Here is a 20,744-nt window from a genome sequence, read left to right as displayed (position 1 = left end):
AGTAACGTTTCTGAGGGGGCGCGAAGGTACCACGGGTTCTTGATCGGCATTTTGAACCTAGTGCTCATTGCGCAAGAGTGTCAAACGTCATAGATATGCTACGCGAGTGCGTTTTTTTTGCGATTTGCTCGATTGGGGAGCGGTGTCAGCCTAGGTAAAGGCCCCCGGCTAACCCACAGATCGATAGCCATCGCTATTCACCAGTGAAGTCAAAAATTAGCATGAATCTTGCTAGATGTTAGGTTCATACACGCTCCGTGAGTAGAGGGTACCCCTCAATGGACACTAGACAGCTTCTTTTGGCAACCAGGCTTGCTGAGACCCTTCATTTCGGCAAGGCAGCCGAAATCGAGAACATTGCTCAATCTGGCCTGAGCGCTCAAATTGCCAAACTTGAAAGCGAGCTAGGCTTCAAATTGTTTGAACGCACCAGTCATCGTGTTTCTTTGACGGAGGCAGGCCAGCGATTCGTAGAGCAAGCTCGAACGCTTTTGGGAAACATGAACAATACGATCCTGGAATGCCGTGCCCTTGCTGAAAACAGCCGGGGTATATTGAAGTTAGGCTTCTTTGGCGATGCAGCGGGCGAACTTACTCACCTTATTTTTACGTTATTCCAGCAGAGTAATCCTGACATTCGGCTAGTGTTTACTGAGCTGTCCATGACAAACCAAGTGCAGGCGCTGATCTCGGGCAAAGTGGATGCCGCCCTCGTTAGGCTACCGATCAGCGACCCGCGTCTTGAACTCGATGTGATGTTTGACGAGCCGCGAGTGGCTGCCGTACCGGCCAGCCACGAAATGGCGCAGGCCTCGATCCTTACAATCTCAGATCTGATCGAGCAACCGTTTGCAGTAGCGGGAGAGGGAGCCCCGACTGAATGGGCCGCTTACTGGAGTTTGGGCTCAGAGCGGCAGGAGGCTGGCCGGATTGGCGCGTATGTCCAATCGATTCCAGAGAGTTTGGCTGCGGTCGCCTATGGTGGCGCGTTTGATACCTTCCCACTTACCGCCACACGCTTGTTCAGTCACCCGGGCGTGCGCTATGTACCATTGGCTGACGCGCCACGTAGCTCATTGGCTTTGGCAACACTTGCTGGCAACCGGTCGCCAGCTGTTAGATCGCTGCGACGCTGTGTGACAGAAACCCTTGAAAACTCTCTTTCATGTATTCCTGAGGCTCGTCGCTTCGAAGTTGCTTAGCCGCTCGCGCCCCCCAGGAGTGTGTTGTTCTGGCCCTCCAGTCAATCAACTGGAGGGGATTCTCAGAAGGGGTAATGGCGTGGTTTCCGCTGGACAGACACCCATTGAGTGGTGGTGAACTCATCGATTGCCCAGTCGCCATTGAATCTTCCGAGGCCTGAGTTCTTTTCCCCACCAAATGGGACGTTAGGGGCATCTGCCACAGGCATGTCGTTCACATGGGCCATGCCAGAATGGATTTGCCTCGCGAAATGGACGCCGCGGTCAATGTCACCTGAGAAGACCGCAGCGGAAAGTCCAAAACGAGTAGCGTTAGCCAGTTCTAATGCGTGATCGGCATCCCTCGCGCGCATTATTCCTGCAATAGGCCCGAAAATTTCTTCGTAGGCCAGCTCCATATCGGATGTCACCTCAGTGAAAACGTGCGGCGCAAATACCAGTCCTGCAGATTCGCCAGCGTAAGCCAACGTTGCGCCTTCTGACTTCGCTTGTTCGATCTTGCGTACCAATCCGTCAAACTGTTTCCGGTTGATGACGGGCCCAACCGAGGTTGCCGAATTTTTAGGATCACCGATTATCAAATGGCTCACGCGCTGGATAAACAGGGAAACGAATGAGTCGTAAATCGGCTCCTCCACGATAATCCTATTGATGGCCATGCAGATTTGACCCTGATGCAGAAATTTGCCAACAACAGCCGCATGAACTGCTTGCTGGAGATCCGCATCAGCGAGCACCACAAAGGGGTTGTTACCGCCTAGTTCCAGCGCGACATGTTTCAAGTAGTCGCCGCTGCCTGCCTGGCGGGCTATATTCTGGCCAATCGGCGTGGACCCGGTGAAGGATATAAAGCTCGGTATTGGATGTAGCACGAAGTCGTCTCCAATCTCCGAGCCTGCCCCTACCACTACACTGAGCACACCCTCTGGCAACCCGGCCTCTTCAAAGATGCGTGCAAGCAGCAAGCCTCCGGTTACTGGAGTATCGCTGGCAGGTTTCACAACTACGGCGTTACCGAGTGCCAATGCCGGGGCGAGCGATCGCTGGGTGAGATGGAATGGAAAGTTCCATGGGCTAATCACGCCAACTACGCCGAGCGGGCGTCGATATACTCGGCTTTCCTTGTTCGGCACATCGGACTCCACGATGCGACCATGAACCCGGCTTGGAAAGGAAGCAGCTTCCAAAGTGATAGCTTTCGCTGACGCCCATTCAATCTCGGCTTTTATGCGCGTACTTCCTGATTCCGAAATGATCCAATCGACCAATTCGTCGTGGCGCTTATCAAAAATCTGAGCTGCTCTTAGCAGCACTCCGGCTCGCGCGGACGGCCCCATGGCCGCCCAAGCAGGCTGGGCTGTTTTAGCTCTTGCATAAGCTTCGTTCAAGTCTTCCTTGTTGGCCAAAGGGATTTCGAGCAGAGTCTGCTGGGTGAAAGGATCGCTAACAGTCATAGATCGTCCTGTCCGACCTTCCCGCCAAACTCCTCCTATCAGCTGCAGATTGAGGTCGCTATAAGGTTGATGATTGTTCACGTTATTCTCCGAATTTATTGGCGACGTGGAATTAATTTTGCGTCGCAGCCTTCACGAGATGACTCCGCGAGTAAGGAGTCATCTGTAACTGTTGTTCAATTTAAATAGTTGGAAGGTTGCCGTTCTACGAAACTACTGGTGTGACAGGAAATTTCTCTTTGGCCCTAAGTCCGTTAATAACTCCTGCCAATGCCGCTATCACAACGAGCCAAGGCAGCAGAGTTGCGATACCTTCCTTCGCGCCAGTCAGCTCGTCAAAATTCGCCACGGCGAGAAAAACAGCAGTTGCCAATCCGCATCCACCTAGCGTTGGGGCGATTATCCCTTGCCACCTGCTGCACTTTTGAGTCTTGAGAGTGAATCCGACGACTGCGGCAGCACCTAGGGTTTGTAGGGCGAGAACGGCGAGGGTGCCAAGCCCAACCATCCACAGATAGAGATGCTGGATTGGGTCTGCATTGGTGACCATGAATAATCCCACTGCAACGAGGGTTGTGATTGAAAGCACAACGCTAGCGACGTGCGGACTTGCGTGTTTGGGATGTACTCGGCTGAGCTGTCGAGGTACGAAATGGTTGCGAGCCAGTGCGAAAAGGTAGCGACTGAGAGCGTTGTGGAAGGAGAGCAAGACCGCAAACACGCTCGTGACTACCAGAATTTTCATGATTTCTGTGGAAAGGGGGCCTACGTACTGTGTGTTGGCATTAAACACAAAATTGATCATGTCTGCGCCGGCAACACTTTGGACGTCACTATTTGCATAAGCCAGGCCGAGGCACCAAGTTGTAAGCGTGTAAAAGATACCGATAATGGCAATGGCTACATACGTAGCAAGGGGAACGGTGCGACTTGGGTTCTTAGCTTCTTCTCCGTAAATGGTTGTGGACTCGAACCCAACAAAGCAACAAAACGCGAACATCAATGCCACCCCGAGACCAGGAGTGAATATCTGAGAGGGCATGAAGCCATTCCAAGTGAAGCTCTCTGCATTCGTTTGGGCTATGACCGCGACGTCAAAGACAAGCAAGATCAGGATCTCGAAGATCATCAGCACGCCTAACACCTTGGCTGACACCTTAACGTCCATGTAGCCGAAGATTCCTACCAGTCCGATGATAAGGAGAGCTACGACGCGCCAGTCCACCTGCAATCCCGCAATCGACATAGCAAGGTCTGCCCCAAAGGCAGCGAATTGTCCGTAAATGCCAGTCAACATGGCGATATACGCAAGCAGCGCAATTCCACCAGCTGCGTTGCCAGCTGCTCGCCCTAATCCGTGAGTCACTAGCTCGGCGAAGCCACCTGCACTGATCACATGGCGACTCATCGCTGCAAATCCAATTGCAAACAGCAGCAATACGAGCGAGGCGATCAGATAGATACCGGGAGCGCCTGTACCTCCCATGGCGAAAACCACAGGGCCAGCACCAAGCGTAGCGCCGAGCGGCGCCGCAGCTGCAATTACAAAAAAGACGATGTCGGAGACACCTAAAGACTTGGGCTTGAGCCCAGGCTGTGTTGGCTCACTTTGCATACAGGCCTCCCCTGAAGACGGGATTTGAATTGTTATTGGTAACCCCGATTTTTCTCCCAGCGGTTCAGGCTGGCAATCCTCAAACGCTGATCGTTCGATCATAGCCGGTGATTGAACTGACGTTTGCTCGATGGCACGTAGTCACGCGCGAATAGGCACAGCTCATGAGATACGTATGCTTAATCTGCATCTGCGCGTGCGCGCGACTTAATCTTAATTGGCGATCATTCGATCAGCAAAACGCCATTGCCAAGAAGACCGCTACGCCCAAAAAATCAGTCTGCCTGAAGGTGAATTTATGGCTGACTGTGTCGAAAAAAGTATCGAGGCGTACTGTGGGAATATTTGTTTGTGAATGTTGCAGTAATTCTCTAGCGTAAAATCCAATAATAAATATAAGATAAGGGGTTCGTTATGTCGTTTAAATATGAAGCTAAGAAATGTGGATATACTTCGGTCGCTTTAGCTGTAGGTGCATTGGCTCTTCCGCTAGAGTCCCGGGCTTACGAACTCTACAATCAGGGCGGCCAGGTACTTAATGCTAAGGTCGAGGCCGTATTTGCCGCGATGCACAGTGACGAAAATTACGCCACGACTGGGACGCGGGATTCTGACTCTTCGAACTGGCAAGAAGGCTTTGTCAAATATGGGCTGAATGGAAGCAGCGAACTTGAGGGCAAAGCAAGTGTGTATGGCGCTTTTAGCCTTCTGAGTTCAGGGACGTGGGGTGACGGCGATGCAGCAGGCTTCACGGAAGGCACTGAGCGGCGGACCGCGGTTGAAGATGCCTATCTTGGTTGGCGCTCAGGGAGCCTTTTTCCTAGCCTTGGCGAAAATGGTATTGAGATTTCCACCGGTCGCCAGGAAGTGATTGTTGGGGACGGATTCTTAATTAAAGGTGATGCACTTAGCCTGGGCGATGTCGATCTCGGTGATAACTATGATCGGGGCGGCGCTTATTATTTAGCTGCTCGTAAGGCGTTTGATAAGACAGCTGTGCTTCGTGTGGGTGGGGAAAAGGGGTGGAGGGGAGACCTCATGTGGCTGGGCTCAAATAATCGAGCCCAAGCAGAAACCAAGTTAGCTGTGGCTACTTTAGAGCATGTGGCCGATGAGGGAGCTTTGGGCCTCACGTACATCAAAGGTCTCGATGTCAATGAGCGTTTTGCGACCCCGTTCCAATCAGAACGTGACGGTATGCAAACCGTCAGTCTACGGGGAGCAGGCTCTTTAGGAGTCCAAAATTTAAATCTTGCGGTCGAATATGCCACTCAATCTCGAGACAGTGGTCGAGAGAACGCTTGGTATCTTGAGGGCAGCTGGACTTTTGCGGCCATCCCATGGTCGCCCATAGTCACCTATCGTTATAGTCGCTTCTCTGAATCATTCGACCCATTGTTCTATGGCAATAGCCGTGGGTATGGCACATGGTTTCAGGGCGAAGTGGCCTCTAATTATGCAGGCCCTTTCAACAGTAATACGCGCGTCCATCACTTCGGTTTGAAGGTCACACCACGTGAAAACCTTACGTTAGGAGCGCTTTACTTCGACTTTGATCCGGTTGATCGTAGCCTAGCGAACCTCGGCGGAAGGGAGTTCGACATATATGCCGAGGTAGCGGTAACTGATCATATTTTTGTCAGTCCGGTGTTGGGATTGTATAAGCCGGAGAAAGCTGCCAGCCAAGGAGGTTCGCAGTTAGGTGGTGATGACATCAATACTTACGTACAGCTTATTGTAGGAACTTCGTTCTAGATCCCTTCGCCCACAATCGCATGTGTGGGGTAGTAGTTTTGCTTTATGTCAGTTGCGGCATAAAGCATTCGATTTGGCTGAAAATTACAAAGAATCGCCATGGTGGCATTCACCCGTTTAGGACGAAAACGATGAGAACAAAAGTTGCAATTATCGGCGCTGGCCCTTCTGGTCTATTGCTTGGTCAACTGCTCCTAAAGGCTGGTATTGATAATGTCATCATCGAACGGCAGAGCCCTGATTATGTACTGGGGCGCATCCGTGCCGGCGTGCTTGAGCAAGGGACTGTAGATTTGCTGCGACAGGCGGGTGTTGCTGAGCGAATGGATCGCGAAGGGCTTGTTCATGACGGATTTGACTTGGCGTTCGATGGGCGTTGTGAGCATATAGACTTGAAAGGTTTGACCAACGGTAAAACGGTAATGGTTTACGGTCAGACTGAGGTTACTCGCGATCTAATGGAGGCTAGAAGCTCCAGCGGAGGTATTACCTACTACAGCGCCACGAACGTGCAACCGCAAGATATAAAATCACCGGCGCCCTACATTACCTTTGATCATGATGGATCGACTGTTCGCTTGGACTGTGACTACATCGCAGGCTGTGATGGGTTTCATGGGGTTTCGCGCAAGACAATCCCGGATGGGGTTCTCAAGGAGTTTGAGCGTGTCTACCCATTCGGTTGGTTGGGGGTGTTAGCGGATACACCTCCTGTGAGTGAGGAACTCATCTATGCCAGCCATGAGCGCGGTTTCGCTTTATGCAGCATGCGGTCACCTACGCGGACCCGCTATTACATTCAGGTATCTACCGATGAAAAAGTCGAAGCTTGGTCTGACGATCGTTTCTGGCAGGAACTGAAAAAACGGCTCCCTACAGAAACAGCTGACCGGCTCATAACTGGCCCGTCCATTGAAAAGAGTATTGCTCCACTTCGGAGTTTCGTTGTCGAGCCTATGCAGTACGGAAGCCTTTTTCTACTGGGTGATGCGGCGCATATTGTGCCTCCAACCGGTGCAAAAGGCCTTAACCTTGCGGCCAGCGATGTGAGCACACTCAGCCGCATTCTTGTTAAGGTTTACCAAGAGGGGCGTACGGATCTTCTCGAACGCTATTCTGAAGTTTGTCTGCGCCGAATCTGGAAGGCCGTGCGCTTCTCGTGGTGGATGACTTCAATATTGCATCGTTTCCCTGGTAATGATGATTTTGGGCAGCGAATAAAGCAGGCCGAGCTCGACTACTTTGTCCGTTCTGAGGCTGGACGGCGGACGATTGCAGAAAATTACGTGGGGCTTCCTTACGAACCTATTGAGTAGGTAACGCAGGCCTTGAGGGTTTTCAAGTCACTCAGGGCCTATCCATGTAGCTTGCTAATGTGCTTGACTGAATAAAGTTTAGGAAGATTTAGAACGTTGAGGACTTCATGATTCGTTGGGAGCAAACTCTTGCTCTCTTGCTCTCTTGGCCATGAGGTCTTTTCGTATTGCTCACTGAAAAATAATGGAAGCGATCAGCACGGATCGACTTTGCATCTCTTGATGTGGTCTCCGTACTAATTTCGAGGATGTGCGATGATCTTGCTCAGGGATTCAATTAAGTTTCGCATGCTTGTAATGGTGGGTGCGTGTCTCGGCTTGATAGTGCTTTTATTAGTCTCTATATCTATATACAGAACCAATAAAAATACAGATTTGGCCAGTGCTGAGGCTCAGGAACTTCTCAAAGGTTCTGCTAACAAATTGCTCCTGGCCGAAGGCGTGCTGCAAAGTAGCTTAGTGCAAAAATACTTTCAAGCAGGCTACCAGAGTGGGGTTGATCTAGCAGGAAGTGCAGTTCAATTTCGAAGAATGGTACTTGGCGGTGATTTAGAGGCTGTAACAGCTAGGCGAGAGCTTACAAAGTTGGTGGCAGATAATCTCGCTCTACATTCTGAGTTGCTGAGCCTCTATATCGTGTTTGAGCCTAATTCTCTTGATGGGCGCGATAATGATTTTATCGGTCTTAAAGAGCTAGGTAGTAATGAGGCTGGTCGCTTTTCTATTTACGCTGCACAGCAGGATGGGCGTCTTGTATTGCAACCAACGCCTGAGGCTCTGATAGCTGATACAACGACTATGCTTGATGGTACCCATTTTAATAAATGGTACACCTGTCCGAAGTCCACTGGTAAACCTTGTTTGCTTTCTCCTTATTTTGATGAGTCATCTGGCAGGAAGACACTAATCACGACCTTATCCTTTCCTCTCATAGCGGATGGAAGGGTACTGGGAGTGGTCGGCATGGATGTTAGTTTGGAGTCTGTGCAACAATTAGTAGAGGAAAGTAGCAAAAAACTGTTTGATGGTGAAGGACAAGTCAGCATTTTCAGCCCTACCGGTCTCTTAGCGGGTCATAGCGGAGATGCAAAAAAACTAGGTTTGCAATTAGTTAGAGCAGGTGTTGGTGACGCACTTAAGCTAGAGAGTTCAATTAAAAGTGGTCTGACGTCTCTCGGGGTCATAAACAACAGTCAAAGGGTCACTGTTGCCGTACAACCAATTCCAGGCTCCTCTTATTGGGGCATCGTTCTAGATATTCCTAGCGATGTTGTGATGCAGCCAGCCAATGCTCTTAAAGTAAAATTGGATGGGCGTAATTTTGTTGATGCTGCATGGTCGTCAGTATCTGGATTAGCGGCTTTGGTATTTGGGCTGATTATGGTTAGTTTAATCGCTCGCAGGATAACAGTTCCGATTCACCACATTTCTGAAATGCTTAGGGAAGTCGCGGGTGTTGGCGGTGATCTTACGAAGCGATTGCAGTATCCTCGCAATGATGAGTTGGGAGTGTTGGTGATGTGGTTTAACGCTTTTCTCGATAAGTTACAACCTATGATGTCTGAGCTTAAGCGGTTAGTCTTAGAAGCGCACAGTAATGCTGATCGATCTGCAATCATCTCTAGTAAGATCAACATGGAAATGCAGCAACAATACCGAGAAATCGACCAAGCGGCGACAGCCTCAAATGAGATGAGCTCCTCAGCTCAGGAAGTGTCATGTAGCGCAACTAGGGCGGCTGACGCTACGGGAGTAGCTAGTATTGCCACTCAGGATGGCTTGCGAGTTATTAGGTCTACTTCCGAGACGATCGAAAGTTTGGCTAAGGATCTTTCTTTGGCAATGTCCAAGATCGAAGGGCTAGCCGGCAGTAGCGAGCGCATCGGCAATGTCCTTGAGGTGATTCAGGCGGTTGCTGAGCAAACCAATCTTCTCGCGCTCAATGCTGCAATCGAGGCTGCAAGGGCGGGAGAGGCGGGGCGGGGTTTTGCAGTAGTGGCTGACGAAGTTCGCAATCTTGCCAGCAACACCAGTGATTCCATCGAGGAAATTCGTGACGTTATCCAGCAACTGCAGAGAAATACCCTTGAGACTGTTAGCGCAATGAAAAAAGGTTCAACTCAGGCCAGTGTCGCTGTTAGGCACGTCTGCCAAGCTTCAGGGGCATTTGACCGAATCAAAGAGTCTGTGGGAATCATTAGCGAAATGAATTTCCAAATCGCCGCTGCGGTCGAGGAGCAGAGCAGGGTCGCGGAGGAGGTTAGCCAAAACGTGGTCACAATTCGGGATGTCACCGAATCGCTTTCAGCGCAGGCGCAAGAGTCTCAGGAAATCAGCAGATCTATTAATTCGTTGGCCATCAAGCAGCAGGCGCTCGCCAACCAGTTTGTGACCTAGGGGTAGCTGTTTTCCCTGGTTTGTGATGGAAGGACGCATTGAGTCTTCCCGTCCATGAGAGCCTGGCTTAGTAAAGCCGGGCTCCCTTGGCGTACCTGATACCCTATTCGTCTTGCTTGCGTTGTCCCCAAACGCACTGGAATTGGAGCTGTCCTAGAGTGGGGCAATTAGCGCTTCCTCAACCGAAAAATAAGCGTTTAAGCCCTCAGATATTCGTCTACCGATATGACGCTTGCATAGCCGAATTCAAATGCGGCCATCATGGTTGCATGCGCTTGGGCGGCAGGAACGGTCACGCCGTGGAATGTCAGATCCAAGGTGGCGCAGGCATCATGCAGTACGGTCACGGGATATCCCATGTCTGCTGCAGCGCGTACTACGGCGTCGATGCACATGTGGCTCATCGCCCCTATGACTACGATTTCCTTCACATCAGCGGCTTCCAGTTGCTGCCTCAGATCAGTTTCCCTGAAGGCGTTAATGTGTTTTTTTACGATTACAGGCTCGTTACCTTGCGGAGCTACGTCTGGTTGAGTTTCCGCACCAGTCGATCCTTTTGCAAAGATCGGAGCGTCTTTAGCAGACTCATGCCGTATGTGAAAAACAGGAAAACCCGTATCGCGCGCGTGGCTGATTACCCGGATAGCATTCTCTACAGCAGCGTCAATGCCGGTCAAAGGCAAATTGCCGGTAGGTAGGTATTCGTTTTGCAGATCAACTACTACAAGACCTCGTTTCATGAACGATCTCCGGTCAATTTATCTAAATATGGTGGTTAAGGCCGAGATCGGGGCGTAAAGAATTTGTCTTTACCCCGACCTAGAGAGGTTTAATTCAGAACTCCAGCGAAGCGCCGTCTTCCGGAATATCTACGCGACTCTCGATACCTTGCTTCTTGACGTAAATGCGCAGCGCTTCACGTGTTAGCGAGGTGTGGTTAATAGCATTCATATGCACGGCGACTATCTTCGCGTTTTTTGCCGCTTGGGATGCGTGTAGGACGTCGTCCTCACCCATGATGATTGCGCTATCGAACCCATTCACCTTCGCCTTCCCGGTATTAAGTACGATAACTTCGGGCTGATATTTTTGAATAGTCTGATCTACTTCTTTTCGCCAGATGGTGTCGCCGGCAAGGTAAAGAGTTTTGTAGCCTGGGGCTTGAAACACAACGCCCATTGCCTCGCCCAGAAGTTTCGCGAGGGGAGGCACGGCATACATCTCATCGGTGCCGTGCTGACCACCTGCCTTAGTGATTTTGACTCCGCCAAACTCAGCTTCGCCAGTCAGTACGTGCACATTTTTAAAGCCTTGGGAACGAACCAATTTCGCATCGTCCTCATCTTGGGTGAATAGAGGGATTTCCTTAGGCAGCGCTTTCTGCGCGGCATCGTCCCAATGGTCAAGATGCGTGTGTGTGAGGATGACAGCATCCACACCGGCGATTACTTCGGCAGGTGATTCGGTGAGATCGACCATTGGGTTGCGGAGATCGCTTCGGTACGTATTTTCAAATCCAGGATAGGTTCCCTTTTTCGCGAGCATCGGATCGATCAGGAACGTTGTGTCGCCGTAGGTAATTTTCACTGTTGCGTTACGAATTTGCTGAAAATCCACTTTTTGGGTCGTGATCGGTGCGGGCGATACATCTGTATTGGCGAATGCCCATGGGCTGGCAATAGCGCAAGCGAAGCTGAGTGCAAGAGGCAGTTTTCTGAAAATCATTGGATTTGATCCTATTAGTCTGTATAGAACTGCATTCTTGCCGACTGCGTCGCATCACAATAGTGGCCTGAAGGACATATTTCGATATAATCGGGCCATTTGATCGGCGCGACTGTGAGACAGCACGAGAGAAGCATTCAATCATCGAAAGCGCTCTTGTTTAAGCGGTCGACTGTCATGCGAGGCTATTGATGCGATCCATACGTGTTGCTGTTTTGGCTTTTGAAGGTGTCAGCCTGTTCCATCTTTCTGTGCCTGGAATGGTGCTAGGCACTGCTCAATCCGCACCTGGTGAACCTCAGTATGAGGTCAATTATTGCGCAGAAAAGGTAGGGATGGTCGCTAGCGACCAATGCCTCGACTTAACGGTCGCTCATGGTCTTGAACTGATGGAGGAATCTGATGTAATCGTCATTCCGGCATGGGGCGATCAATTAGTAGGTGCATCTGTACAGTTAGTGAAAGCGCTCCAACTGGCCAATGCTCAAGGTAAGCTTATAGTTGGGTTATGTTTAGGCTCATTCGTCCTCGGAGATGCTGGATTACTGGATGGCAAGGAAGCAACCACTCACTGGGCCGCCCGAGAAGAGTTTGCGCGACGTTTCCCAGAAGTTCGCTTCAGGCCTGAAGTGCTCTACGTCAGCGATGGCAACATCGTGACTTCTGCGGGAACCGTGGCGGCAATTGATTGTTGCCTTCATTTGGTTCGCGAACGACTTGGAGCCGAGGCCGCGAATCGCACCGCGAAAATGCTGGTCACACCGCCACATAGGCAGGGAGGACAGGCTCAATACATAGAATATCCTGTGCCGCACCTATCTAGAGAGACGCATTTGTCTGATGTACTGGAATGGGCTCGGATGAATCTGTCCAGTGACCTGACGCTCGACGTCCTGGCGGACAGGGCAAAGATGAGTCGGCGCACTTTCACTCGGCGCTTCAGGGAGGCTACCGGCAGCACCGTCTCTAAATGGTTGAATGCCCAGCGCGTTGTCAGGGCGCAGGAACTGTTGGAAACGACTGACCTGCCCATTGAGTGTGTGGCGGGTGAAGCAGGGTTTGGCACCCCCTTATCCTTGAGGCAACAATTCGGCGTTCAGCTCGGCACCTCGCCGTCTGAGTACAGGCGAATGTTTTGTCGTGACATGAGCCCGGTCCGAAAGACGAGCGACAGTGAGCAGACTGCCGGACTGTCTAGCTAAATGACTGAAACCGCAAAGCTTCAGTCATTATCGCTCTTAGAAATCCACGGTCACTCCGGTATAAAGCGCGCGACCATCACCAGGCAGGAACGAGGCTTCATCCAAACCATGCGCCTGCCCAACTGGTAAGCTCGGCCATCAATTTGCAGGATGAATGGCCATGTCATTACGCGCGCTTCGAACACTGCTTGCCATTGCCCAATACGGTTCTTTTGTTCGGGCAGCGGACGCCGTGCACCTGACCCAATCAGCGGTCAGCCTTCATGTTCGGTCATTGGAGGAGGATTTCAATACGCTCCTGTTTGACCGCTCACGACGGTTGCCGGTGCTGACGGATGCAGGCCATATTGCCGTTGAGCGCGCGCGAGAAATTCTAGCCTTATACGACGGGATCTCCTCCGAGATTGGAGGCGACACTGAGTTGCGCGGCAGGCTCAGAATCGGTGCCATTCATACAGCGCTGGCGAGCGTCTTGCCCCTCGCGTTGTTGGCAATGCGTGCTGAGCATCCTCACCTGCGCATCACTGTTGCGTCGGGAATGTCCGCTGAGTTGGCCTCGCGCGTGGAGGCGGGCGAGCTTGACGTTGCGATCACCACGGAGCCGGTGAAGCCACACCCTTATGGCCTGGCAAGCACGGTACTTTACGAGGAAGGGTTTTGGATCATCGCGCCGGCGTCCCATGCGCATGAGGACTTGAAGCTTCTACTCAAAAGCCAGCCGTTCATTCGATTTGATCGTCGCGCCTGGGCAGGTCGTACCATTGAGCGAGAGCTTCGTGCTATGCGGCTGCGCGTGCAGACCAGCATGGAATTGGATAGCCAGGATGCGATTATCCAGATGGTCTCAAGCGGGCTGGGCGTATCCATCATTCCACTCTCCGAACATCAAGTCGTAAGCCTGACGACACTGGCCGTCGAGCCGTTCGGCATGCCTCAAAAAACCAGGCGCGTGGTATTGCTGGAGCGCGAAGATCGTCCGCTTGGGCGACTGGCAGGGGCCCTGGCGAACGCGGTGAAAGCGCATTCGTTGCTCGGCAAACCATGAGTAGTACTTGTTGATTGCTGAAGTTTAAAACGTTTTTATTTTGGAGTCCGACCTCTTATCGTGGTCCTCATTCAAGTGAGTTCTTAAGGGCACCATGATCACTGGACCTACCGTAGACATGCCGCTGATGAGCCGACTGATTGTGGGATGTGAACCGTCGGAACAAAAAACCAAGGCACGCGTATGACCCTTTCCTTGTTGACTGCCTTGTTGCCCATCGCACTACTGATCATGCTGGGCGCGTGGCTCAAGCGTCGTCATTTTCTGACGGATACTTTTTGGGCACAGGCAGAGCGCTTGGCGTACTACGTGTTGCTGCCTTCTCTTTTCTTTCACGGACTGGCGACCGCCAACCTTGATGGCGTGCCCTTTCAAAGCATGGTTTCGGTACTCGTGTTCTCGACTGTGGTGGTATCGCTAATGTTGTTGGGCGCGAAGTCGCTGATCACCATGGACGATGCTGCGTTCACTTCGGTTTTTCAGGGTGGGATACGTTTCAATAACTACGTAGGCGTGTCGGCAGCCGCGGGCTTGTTCGGTGTGCAGGGTATAGCCCTGGCAGCGGTCGCGAACGCGGCCATAGTGCCCAGTGTGAACATTCTGTGCGTAATGGTGTTCGCGAAGTACGGATCAGCCGGCAGGATGCCATTGAGCAAAGTCCTCAAGCAGTTGGCATTGAACCCACTGATACTCGCGTGCTTCGCCGGCGGATTGGTCCAGGTCTCGGGCTGGGGACTGCCTGTCGGTATTGAGCCGATGCTCAAGGCCTTGGGACAAGCGTCACTGCCGCTCGGATTGCTCTGCGTTGGTGCTGCGCTTGAGTTCGGAAGCATAAGGCAATGGTTTCGCCCGGTGGGTTACTCGTCGCTGACCAAGTTTCTAATCATGCCACTGGTTACGCTTTGGGCGTGCCACCTGTTCGAACTTGAAGGAAAGGCCGCGGTTGCAGCACTTCTATTCCAGGCACTGCCCACAGCCTCATCCTCCTACATCATGGCAAGGCAATTAGGGGGAGACGCCCCCCTTATGGCTGGGATCATCGCTTGCCAGACCATGCTGGCAGGATTAGCACTTCCAGCGGTCATCCTTGTGATGGCCCGGTGGATTTGAGTGTCAGTATTTCGAGGCGATCGCCTACGCGCGTTAGGCACAGCCAATAAAACGCTGTGCCTAACGCAGTCATCATTTGTTCATGGCGGATATCATCTATCAGATGCTGGGCAACAACTTATTCAATACCAAGTCGTTCAAGCAGCCGGAAGCCAATAACTCACTGGCCGCATTGATATCCGGCGCGAAGAAACGATCCTTCTCGTAATAGGCCACTCTGCTTCGTAGACTGTTCCGGGCCAGTTCCAGCTTGGGCGACGTCTTCAAGCCGTCACGCAAGTCCAGGCCCTGACAGGCCGCTAGCCACTCCACAGCCAGGATTCCACGGGTGTTTTCAGCCATTTCCCACAATCGCTTGCCAGCCGCAGGTGCCATCGATACGTGATCTTCCTGGTTCGCGGACGTGGGCAGGCTGTCTACGGAATGGGGGTGAGCCAGCGCCTTGTTTTCACTGGCTAGCGCTGCTGCTGTTACTTGAGAAATCATGAACCCCGAGTTCACGCCGCCATTGGCTACCAAGAACGGCGGCAGTTGTGACATGTGTTTATCCATCATCAACGAAATGCGGCGCTCGCTCAGGGAGCCGATTTCAGCAATGGCCAATGCCATATTGTCTGCGGCCATGGCCACTGGCTCGGCGTGGAAGTTGCCGCCAGAAATCACATCGCCCTCAGCGGCAAAGACCAGCGGGTTATCGGAGACAGCATTCGCTTCTACGGCCAATACTTCCGCTGCCTGACGGAACTGGGTCAGACACGCTCCCATGACTTGAGGTTGGCAGCGTAGAGAGTAGGGGTCTTGGACCTTGCCGCAGTCCTTGTGCGAATCGGCGACCTCACTGCTTTGGCCCAGCAGGTCGCGATAAGCAGTAGCTGTATCAATCTGGGCCTTCTGGCCGCGAGCGGCATGGATACGTGCGTCAAACGGCGAGCGGGAGCCCAAGACAGCTTCGACCGTCAACGCACCGATGGCCAAGGCGCCTGCAAACAGGTCTTCGCCCTCGAACAAACCGCGCAGAGCATAAGCAGTGGACACCTGGGTACCGTTGAGCAACGCCAAACCCTCTTTGGCAGCCAGCGTCAACGGCGCCAAACCGGCCACCTTCAGTGCTTCGGTGGCTTCCAGCCATTCGCCCTTATGACGGGCTTTGCCTTCTCCCAGCAGCACGAGGGACATGTGCGCCAAAGGTGCCAAGTCACCAGATGCGCCGACCGAACCTTTTAACGGAATATGCGGATACACCTCGGCGTTGATCAATGCTATCAGAGCATCGATCACCACGCGGCGTATGCCGGAGAAACCACGGCTGAGGCTATTGACCTTGAGCACCATGATCAACCGCACCAGCGCATCGCTGATCGGCTCACCCACACCAGCGGCGTGGGACAGTACTAGCGAACGTTGCAGATTTTCCAGATCTTCACTGGCGATACGGGTCGAGGCCAGCAGGCCGAAACCGGTATTGATACCGTAGGCGGTGCGATTCTCGGCGAGGATCTGCTCCACGCAAGCGACACTGGCTTCAATTTGCGCAGAGGCACTGTGGTCGAGGGTGATTTTTACTGGGTGCTGGTAAACGGCACGCAGTTGGGCAAGGCTCAATTGGCCTGGGATAACGTTAAGTGTTTTCATGCTTTGGCTCCTTTAACAAGAGTGATCATTGGCAGGTTCAAGCCTTGCTCATTCGCGCAATCAATGGCGATCTGGTAACCGGCATCGGCATGGCGCATCACGCCAGTGCCCGGGTCGTTGTGCAGCACGCGGGCAATCCGCTCGGCCGCTTCGTCGGTGCCGTCGCAGACGATCACCATGCCCGAATGCTGGGAGAAGCCCATGCCGACGCCGCCACCGTGGTGCAGCGACACCCACGTCGCGCCGCTGGCGGTGTTGAGCAAGGCATTGAGCAGCGGCCAGTCGGAAACGGCGTCGGAGCCGTCCTGCATGGATTCGGTTTCACGGTTCGGGCTGGCCACGGAACCGGAATCGAGGTGGTCACGGCCGATGACGATCGGCGCCGACAACTCACCGCTGCGCACCATCTCGTTGAACGCCAGGCCCAACTTGGCGCGCTGGCCCAGGCCAACCCAGCAGATACGTGCCGGCAAGCCCTGGAAGCTGATGCGCTCGCGAGCCATGTCCAACCAGTTATGCAGGTGAGCGTCGTCGGGGATCAGTTCCTTGACCTTGGCGTCGGTCTTGTAGATGTCCTGCGGGTCACCGGACAGCGCCGCCCAGCGGAACGGACCGATGCCACGGCAGAACAGCGGACGGATGTAGGCCGGGACGAAACCCGGGAAGTCGAAGGCATTTTCGACGCCCTCTTCCTGGGCCATCTGGCGGATGTTGTTGCCGTAGTCGAAGGTCGGCACGCCCATTTTCTGGAAGGCCAACATGGCTTTGACGTGCACGGCCATCGATTGCTTGGCGGCCTTCACCACGGCGGCGGGCTCGGTCTTGGCGCGGGCACGGTATTCGTCCCAGGTCCAGCCGGCCGGCAGATAGCCGTTGAGGGGGTCGTGGGCGCTGGTCTGGTCGGTGACCATGTCCGGACGCACACCACGACGGACCATTTCCGGCAGGATTTCGGCCGCGTTCCCACACAGTGCAATGGAAATCGCCTTGCCTTCGGCGGTGTATTTCTCGATGCGCGCCAAGGCGTCGTCGAGGTCTTTGGCCTGCTCGTCGACGTAGCGGGTTTTCAGGCGGAAATCGATGCTCACCTGCTGGCACTCGATGTTAAGCGAGCATGCGCCGGCCAAGGTCGCGGCCAACGGTTGCGCACCGCCCATGCCGCCCAGGCCGGCGGTCAGCACCCAACGGCCCTTGAGGTTGGAATCGTAATGCTGGCGACCAGCCTCGACGAAGGTTTCATACGTGCCCTGCACGATGCCCTGGCTGCCGATGTAGATCCAGCTGCCGGCGGTCATCTGGCCGTACATGGCCAGGCCCTTGGCGTCGAGTTCGTTGAAGTGCTCCCAACTGGCCCAGTGCGGCACCAGGTTGGAGTTGGCGATCAGTACGCGGGGGGCGTTGCTGTGGGTCTTGAACACGCCCACCGGTTTGCCGGATTGCACCAGCAGGGTTTCGTCGTCGTTCAGGTGGGTGAGGCTTTCGACGATCTTGTCGTAGCACTCCCAGTTGCGCGCCGCGCGGCCGATGCCACCGTAGACCACCAACTCCTTGGGGTTCTCGGCCACTTCCGGATCGAGGTTGTTCATCAGCATGCGCAGCGGCGCTTCGGTCAGCCAGCTCTTGGCGGTCAGCGTGTTACCGCGAGGGGCGCGGATTTCGATATTACGGAAATGGAGTGGTTTGCTCACCGGTAATCCTCTCGAGATGACTTGCAGCTTATTGTTGGTTTCCGCTACATCTGGGCGAGTAAATATAATCATGTATATACAAGCTTAATCAAGCAGATTTTTGACCACTATTGTTGTCGGCATGAATATCTTCACGTGATTAGTTTTTTCGTTCGAATGGCATTGATGCAGGTTTTGCCATCAAGCTTTGCGCACTGGGCGCGCTGTGACAGTTTCAGCCAGGGATCATGAGCTGAGCCAGAGCAAGACGCTGGGATTGCTCTCGCACGTGGCTCTTCTGGTCAACAGAACGGCGAACCATTTCGGACGCAATCGCGCGCCTGAAAACATTTTTCAGGCACGGTAAGCGTCCAGCCGGCTTAAGGCACTTCGGTTATTTCAGATTGCCGCTGAGAAATTGCTGCAAACGCTCGCTCTTAGGGTTCCCCAGCACTTCCTCAGGCGGCCCTTGCTCTTCTACGAGCCCTTGGTGCAAGAACAACACCTGGTTCGATACCTTACGAGCGAAGCTCATTTCGTGCGTCACCATGATCATGGTTCGGCCTTCTTCGGCGAGGCCCTGAATGACCTTCAGCACTTCTCCTACTAGTTCAGGGTCCAGGGCAGACGTCGGTTCGTCGAACAGCATGATTTCCGGTTCCATGGCCAGCGCCCGGGCTATCGCGACGCGCTGCTGCTGGCCGCCCGAGAGAAAGGCCGGGTATTGATCGGCAACTCGCGATGGTAAACCAACCTTGTCCAGGTAACGCCGAGCCAGCTCCTCTGCATCCTTCTTGCTGACCCCCAACACTCGGCGAGGGGCCATTGTGATGTTGTCGAGCACGGTCATGTGGCTCCACAGATTGAAATGCTGGAATACCATCGCCAGTCGGGTGCGCAGCCGCTGCAGTTCATCTGCGTTTGCAACGCGCATGCCGTGGTGGTCATGGATCATGCGTATCGGCTGATTGTCGAGGCTCATGGCGCCGTTGCTAGGGATTTCCAGAAAGTTGATACAGCGCAAAAATGTGCTTTTGCCCGACCCGCTGGCACCGATCAGGCTAATGACGTCGCCGGCCTTTGCTTTCAGCGAAACACCCTTGAGGACTTCGTGGTCGCCATAACTTTTATGCAGGTTTTCTACGGTCAGTTTGTACATATTCGAGCACCCTGAATTAATGAGCTGGGCCGAGGAATGACAGCCAACGGCGCTCAGCCAGACGGAACAGACCGACCAGAGAGAAAGTGATAGCGAGGTAAATCGCTGCGGCGATGCCGAACGATTGGAAGGTCAGAAATGTTGCTGAATTGGCATCTCTGGCAACCTTGAGGATGTCCGGTACCGTGGCGGTGAAAGCGACCGTGGTGGAATGCAGCATCAGTATCACTTCGTTGCTGTAGTTCGGCAGTGAGCGACGCAATGCAGACGGCATGATGATATAGGTGTAAAGCTTCCATCCTCGAAGCCCAAAGGCCTTCGCTGCTTCGACTTCACCATGATTCATGTTGCGTATCGCCCCGGCGAAGATCTCCGTGGTGTAGGCGCAAGTGTTCAAGGCAAAGGCCAGGATGGTGCAGTTCAACGCATCGCGAAAGAATGCATCAAGCAGCGGTTGGGAGCGCACCGCAGCGAGGCTGTAGATGCCGGTGTAGCAGATCAGTAGCTGTATATACAGAGGCGTGCCACGGAACAAATAGGTATAGAACTGTACGGGCCAGCGCACGAAAAGGTTGCTTGAAACCCTGGCAATCGATAGCGGGACCGCCATCAAGAAGCCGAAGAAGAGCGAGGCACTGAGCAGCCATAGTGTCATCGCCAAGCCCGTGATGTGATAACCATCGTGGTACAGAAAGGGTTTCCAATATTCTTGCAATAGCTCAATCATCGCACGGCCTCCCGAGTTCCTGCGGCGTAAAAACTTTCCAGCCTGCGCAAGACATAGTTTGACGCGGTGGTGATAACCAAATAGATCAACGCTGCAAGGATCAGGAAGAAGAACAGTTGATAGGAACTCTTTCCTGCATCCTGGGCAACCTTGACCAGGTCAGCCAGACCAATGATCGAGACCAGTGCGGTCGCTTTCAGGATCACCATCCAGTTGTTGCCAATGCCCGGTAATGCAAAGCGCATCATTTGCGGGAAGAGCACCAGGCGGAATCGTTGGGCGCGGGTCAGGCCATAGGCCGTGGCTGCTTCTAATTGCCCCTTTGGAACGGCGAGAATCGCTCCGCGGAAGGTTTCGGTGAAATACGCACCGTAGATGAAGCCCAGGGTGATGACCCCTGCGCTGAAAGGATTGATCTCGATATATTCCCAGCCAAAGGCATCGGTCAGATTCGTCAGCCACGTCTGAAGGCTATAGAAGATCAGCAGCATCAAGACCAGGTCGGGCACGCCGCGGATAAGCGTGGTGTAGGCTTGCGCAGGGATGCGTAGCAAGGCTGACTTCGAGAGTTTCGCGCTGGCACCGATCAATCCCAGGCCCACGCTCAGCAACAAGCACAGTGCGGATAATTTGACAGTCATCCAGGAGCCTTGCAGCAACAGCGGGCCGAAACCCCTTAGGCTGAAGCCTAGAGTCTGCAATAGGTTTTCTAGCATTGGACAGCCCTTCGTCAATCAA

16 protein-coding genes and 1 pseudogene are annotated in these 20,744 nt (G+C 53.4%); 8 read left to right on the top strand and 9 right to left on the bottom strand.

What is annotated here, in order from left to right; translation table 11 throughout:
* Window positions 1-278: 278 nt before the first annotated feature.
* Window positions 279-1,202 carry a LysR family transcriptional regulator gene (locus tag AB4O09_RS19555; RefSeq protein WP_027912483.1) on the top strand — a complete coding sequence of 308 codons (924 nt, stop codon included), beginning with the start codon at window positions 279-281 and terminating at the stop codon, window positions 1,200-1,202.
* A 62-nt stretch (window positions 1,203-1,264) separates the two neighbouring features.
* Here the strand turns inward: AB4O09_RS19555 and AB4O09_RS19550 are convergent, their stop codons facing one another.
* Together AB4O09_RS19550 and AB4O09_RS19545 are read right to left on the bottom strand one after the other, a co-directional pair.
* A complete protein-coding gene (locus AB4O09_RS19550; RefSeq protein WP_027912482.1) occupies window positions 1,265-2,737 on the bottom strand; it encodes an aldehyde dehydrogenase family protein in 1,473 nt (490 codons plus the stop codon).
* 124 nt (window positions 2,738-2,861) lie between these two features.
* On the bottom strand, window positions 2,862-4,271 hold the full coding sequence (locus tag AB4O09_RS19545) for an APC family permease (RefSeq protein ID WP_032833226.1): 1,410 nt from the start codon (window positions 4,269-4,271) through the stop codon (window positions 2,862-2,864).
* 414 nt (window positions 4,272-4,685) lie between these two features.
* Between AB4O09_RS19545 and AB4O09_RS19540 the strand changes: the two genes are divergently transcribed.
* The 4 genes and pseudogenes from AB4O09_RS19540 to AB4O09_RS19525 all read left to right on the top strand — a co-directional run bounded on the left by AB4O09_RS19540 (window position 4,686) and on the right by AB4O09_RS19525 (window position 9,739).
* Complete coding sequence (locus AB4O09_RS19540; RefSeq protein ID WP_225913327.1) at window positions 4,686-6,026, top strand: alginate export family protein; 1,341 nt, start codon at window positions 4,686-4,688, stop codon at window positions 6,024-6,026.
* 131 nt (window positions 6,027-6,157) lie between these two features.
* The gene (gene pobA, locus AB4O09_RS19535; protein WP_027912480.1) at window positions 6,158-7,342 is read left to right on the top strand and encodes a 4-hydroxybenzoate 3-monooxygenase; all 1,185 of its coding nucleotides are present in this window, start codon (window positions 6,158-6,160) and stop codon (window positions 7,340-7,342) included.
* A gap of 255 nt (window positions 7,343-7,597) precedes the next feature.
* Window positions 7,598-8,881, top strand: a pseudogene (locus AB4O09_RS19530) (cache domain-containing protein); the annotation flags it as partial.
* Complete coding sequence (locus AB4O09_RS19525) at window positions 8,861-9,739, top strand: methyl-accepting chemotaxis protein (RefSeq protein ID WP_373557716.1); 879 nt, start codon at window positions 8,861-8,863, stop codon at window positions 9,737-9,739. The pseudogene AB4O09_RS19530 and the gene AB4O09_RS19525, both read left to right, overlap by 21 nt.
* A gap of 197 nt (window positions 9,740-9,936) precedes the next feature.
* Here the strand turns inward: AB4O09_RS19525 and AB4O09_RS19520 are convergent, their stop codons facing one another.
* Both AB4O09_RS19520 and AB4O09_RS19515 read right to left on the bottom strand, forming a co-directional pair.
* The gene (locus tag AB4O09_RS19520) at window positions 9,937-10,479 is read right to left on the bottom strand and encodes a cysteine hydrolase family protein (RefSeq protein WP_027912478.1); all 543 of its coding nucleotides are present in this window, start codon (window positions 10,477-10,479) and stop codon (window positions 9,937-9,939) included.
* A gap of 94 nt (window positions 10,480-10,573) precedes the next feature.
* Complete coding sequence (locus tag AB4O09_RS19515; protein WP_027912477.1) at window positions 10,574-11,464, bottom strand: MBL fold metallo-hydrolase; 891 nt, start codon at window positions 11,462-11,464, stop codon at window positions 10,574-10,576.
* 191 nt (window positions 11,465-11,655) lie between these two features.
* On the opposite strand from AB4O09_RS19515, the gene AB4O09_RS19510 reads away from it, so the two are divergent.
* The 3 genes from AB4O09_RS19510 (at window position 11,656) to AB4O09_RS19500 (ending at window position 14,821) form a co-directional block, all read left to right on the top strand.
* On the top strand, window positions 11,656-12,666 hold the full coding sequence (locus AB4O09_RS19510) for a GlxA family transcriptional regulator (protein WP_027912476.1): 1,011 nt from the start codon (window positions 11,656-11,658) through the stop codon (window positions 12,664-12,666).
* A 160-nt stretch (window positions 12,667-12,826) separates the two neighbouring features.
* Window positions 12,827-13,711 carry a LysR family transcriptional regulator gene (locus AB4O09_RS19505; protein ID WP_027912475.1) on the top strand — a complete coding sequence of 295 codons (885 nt, stop codon included), beginning with the start codon at window positions 12,827-12,829 and terminating at the stop codon, window positions 13,709-13,711.
* 183 nt (window positions 13,712-13,894) lie between these two features.
* Entirely contained in the window at window positions 13,895-14,821 is a 927-nt protein-coding gene (locus AB4O09_RS19500) for an AEC family transporter (RefSeq protein WP_027912474.1), read from the top strand.
* 99 nt (window positions 14,822-14,920) lie between these two features.
* Here AB4O09_RS19500 and hutH read toward each other — a convergent pair whose 3' ends face one another.
* The 5 genes from hutH to AB4O09_RS19475 all read right to left on the bottom strand — a co-directional run bounded on the left by hutH (window position 14,921) and on the right by AB4O09_RS19475 (window position 20,722).
* Complete coding sequence (hutH, locus tag AB4O09_RS19495) at window positions 14,921-16,453, bottom strand: histidine ammonia-lyase (RefSeq protein ID WP_027912473.1); 1,533 nt, start codon at window positions 16,451-16,453, stop codon at window positions 14,921-14,923.
* Window positions 16,450-18,141: a urocanate hydratase gene (gene hutU / locus AB4O09_RS19490; protein WP_027912472.1), complete on the bottom strand. Its 1,692-nt coding sequence runs from the start codon at window positions 18,139-18,141 to the stop codon at window positions 16,450-16,452. Before hutU ends, hutH begins: the two co-directional genes overlap by 4 nt.
* 373 nt (window positions 18,142-18,514) lie before the next feature.
* A complete protein-coding gene (locus AB4O09_RS19485; protein WP_027912471.1) occupies window positions 18,515-19,279 on the bottom strand; it encodes an ABC transporter ATP-binding protein in 765 nt (254 codons plus the stop codon).
* Between the two features lie 16 nt (window positions 19,280-19,295).
* Window positions 19,296-20,006: an ABC transporter permease gene (locus tag AB4O09_RS19480; protein ID WP_027912470.1), complete on the bottom strand. Its 711-nt coding sequence runs from the start codon at window positions 20,004-20,006 to the stop codon at window positions 19,296-19,298.
* On the bottom strand, window positions 20,003-20,722 hold the full coding sequence (locus tag AB4O09_RS19475; RefSeq protein WP_027912469.1) for an ABC transporter permease: 720 nt from the start codon (window positions 20,720-20,722) through the stop codon (window positions 20,003-20,005). Before AB4O09_RS19475 ends, AB4O09_RS19480 begins: the two co-directional genes overlap by 4 nt.
* Window positions 20,723-20,744 lie beyond the last annotated feature (22 nt).

The sequence above is a fragment of the Pseudomonas sp. H1_F01 genome (assembly GCF_054681425.1).
The sequence above is the reverse complement of the archived record's forward strand: the minus strand, read 5'-3'. Positions and strand labels throughout refer to the sequence as shown.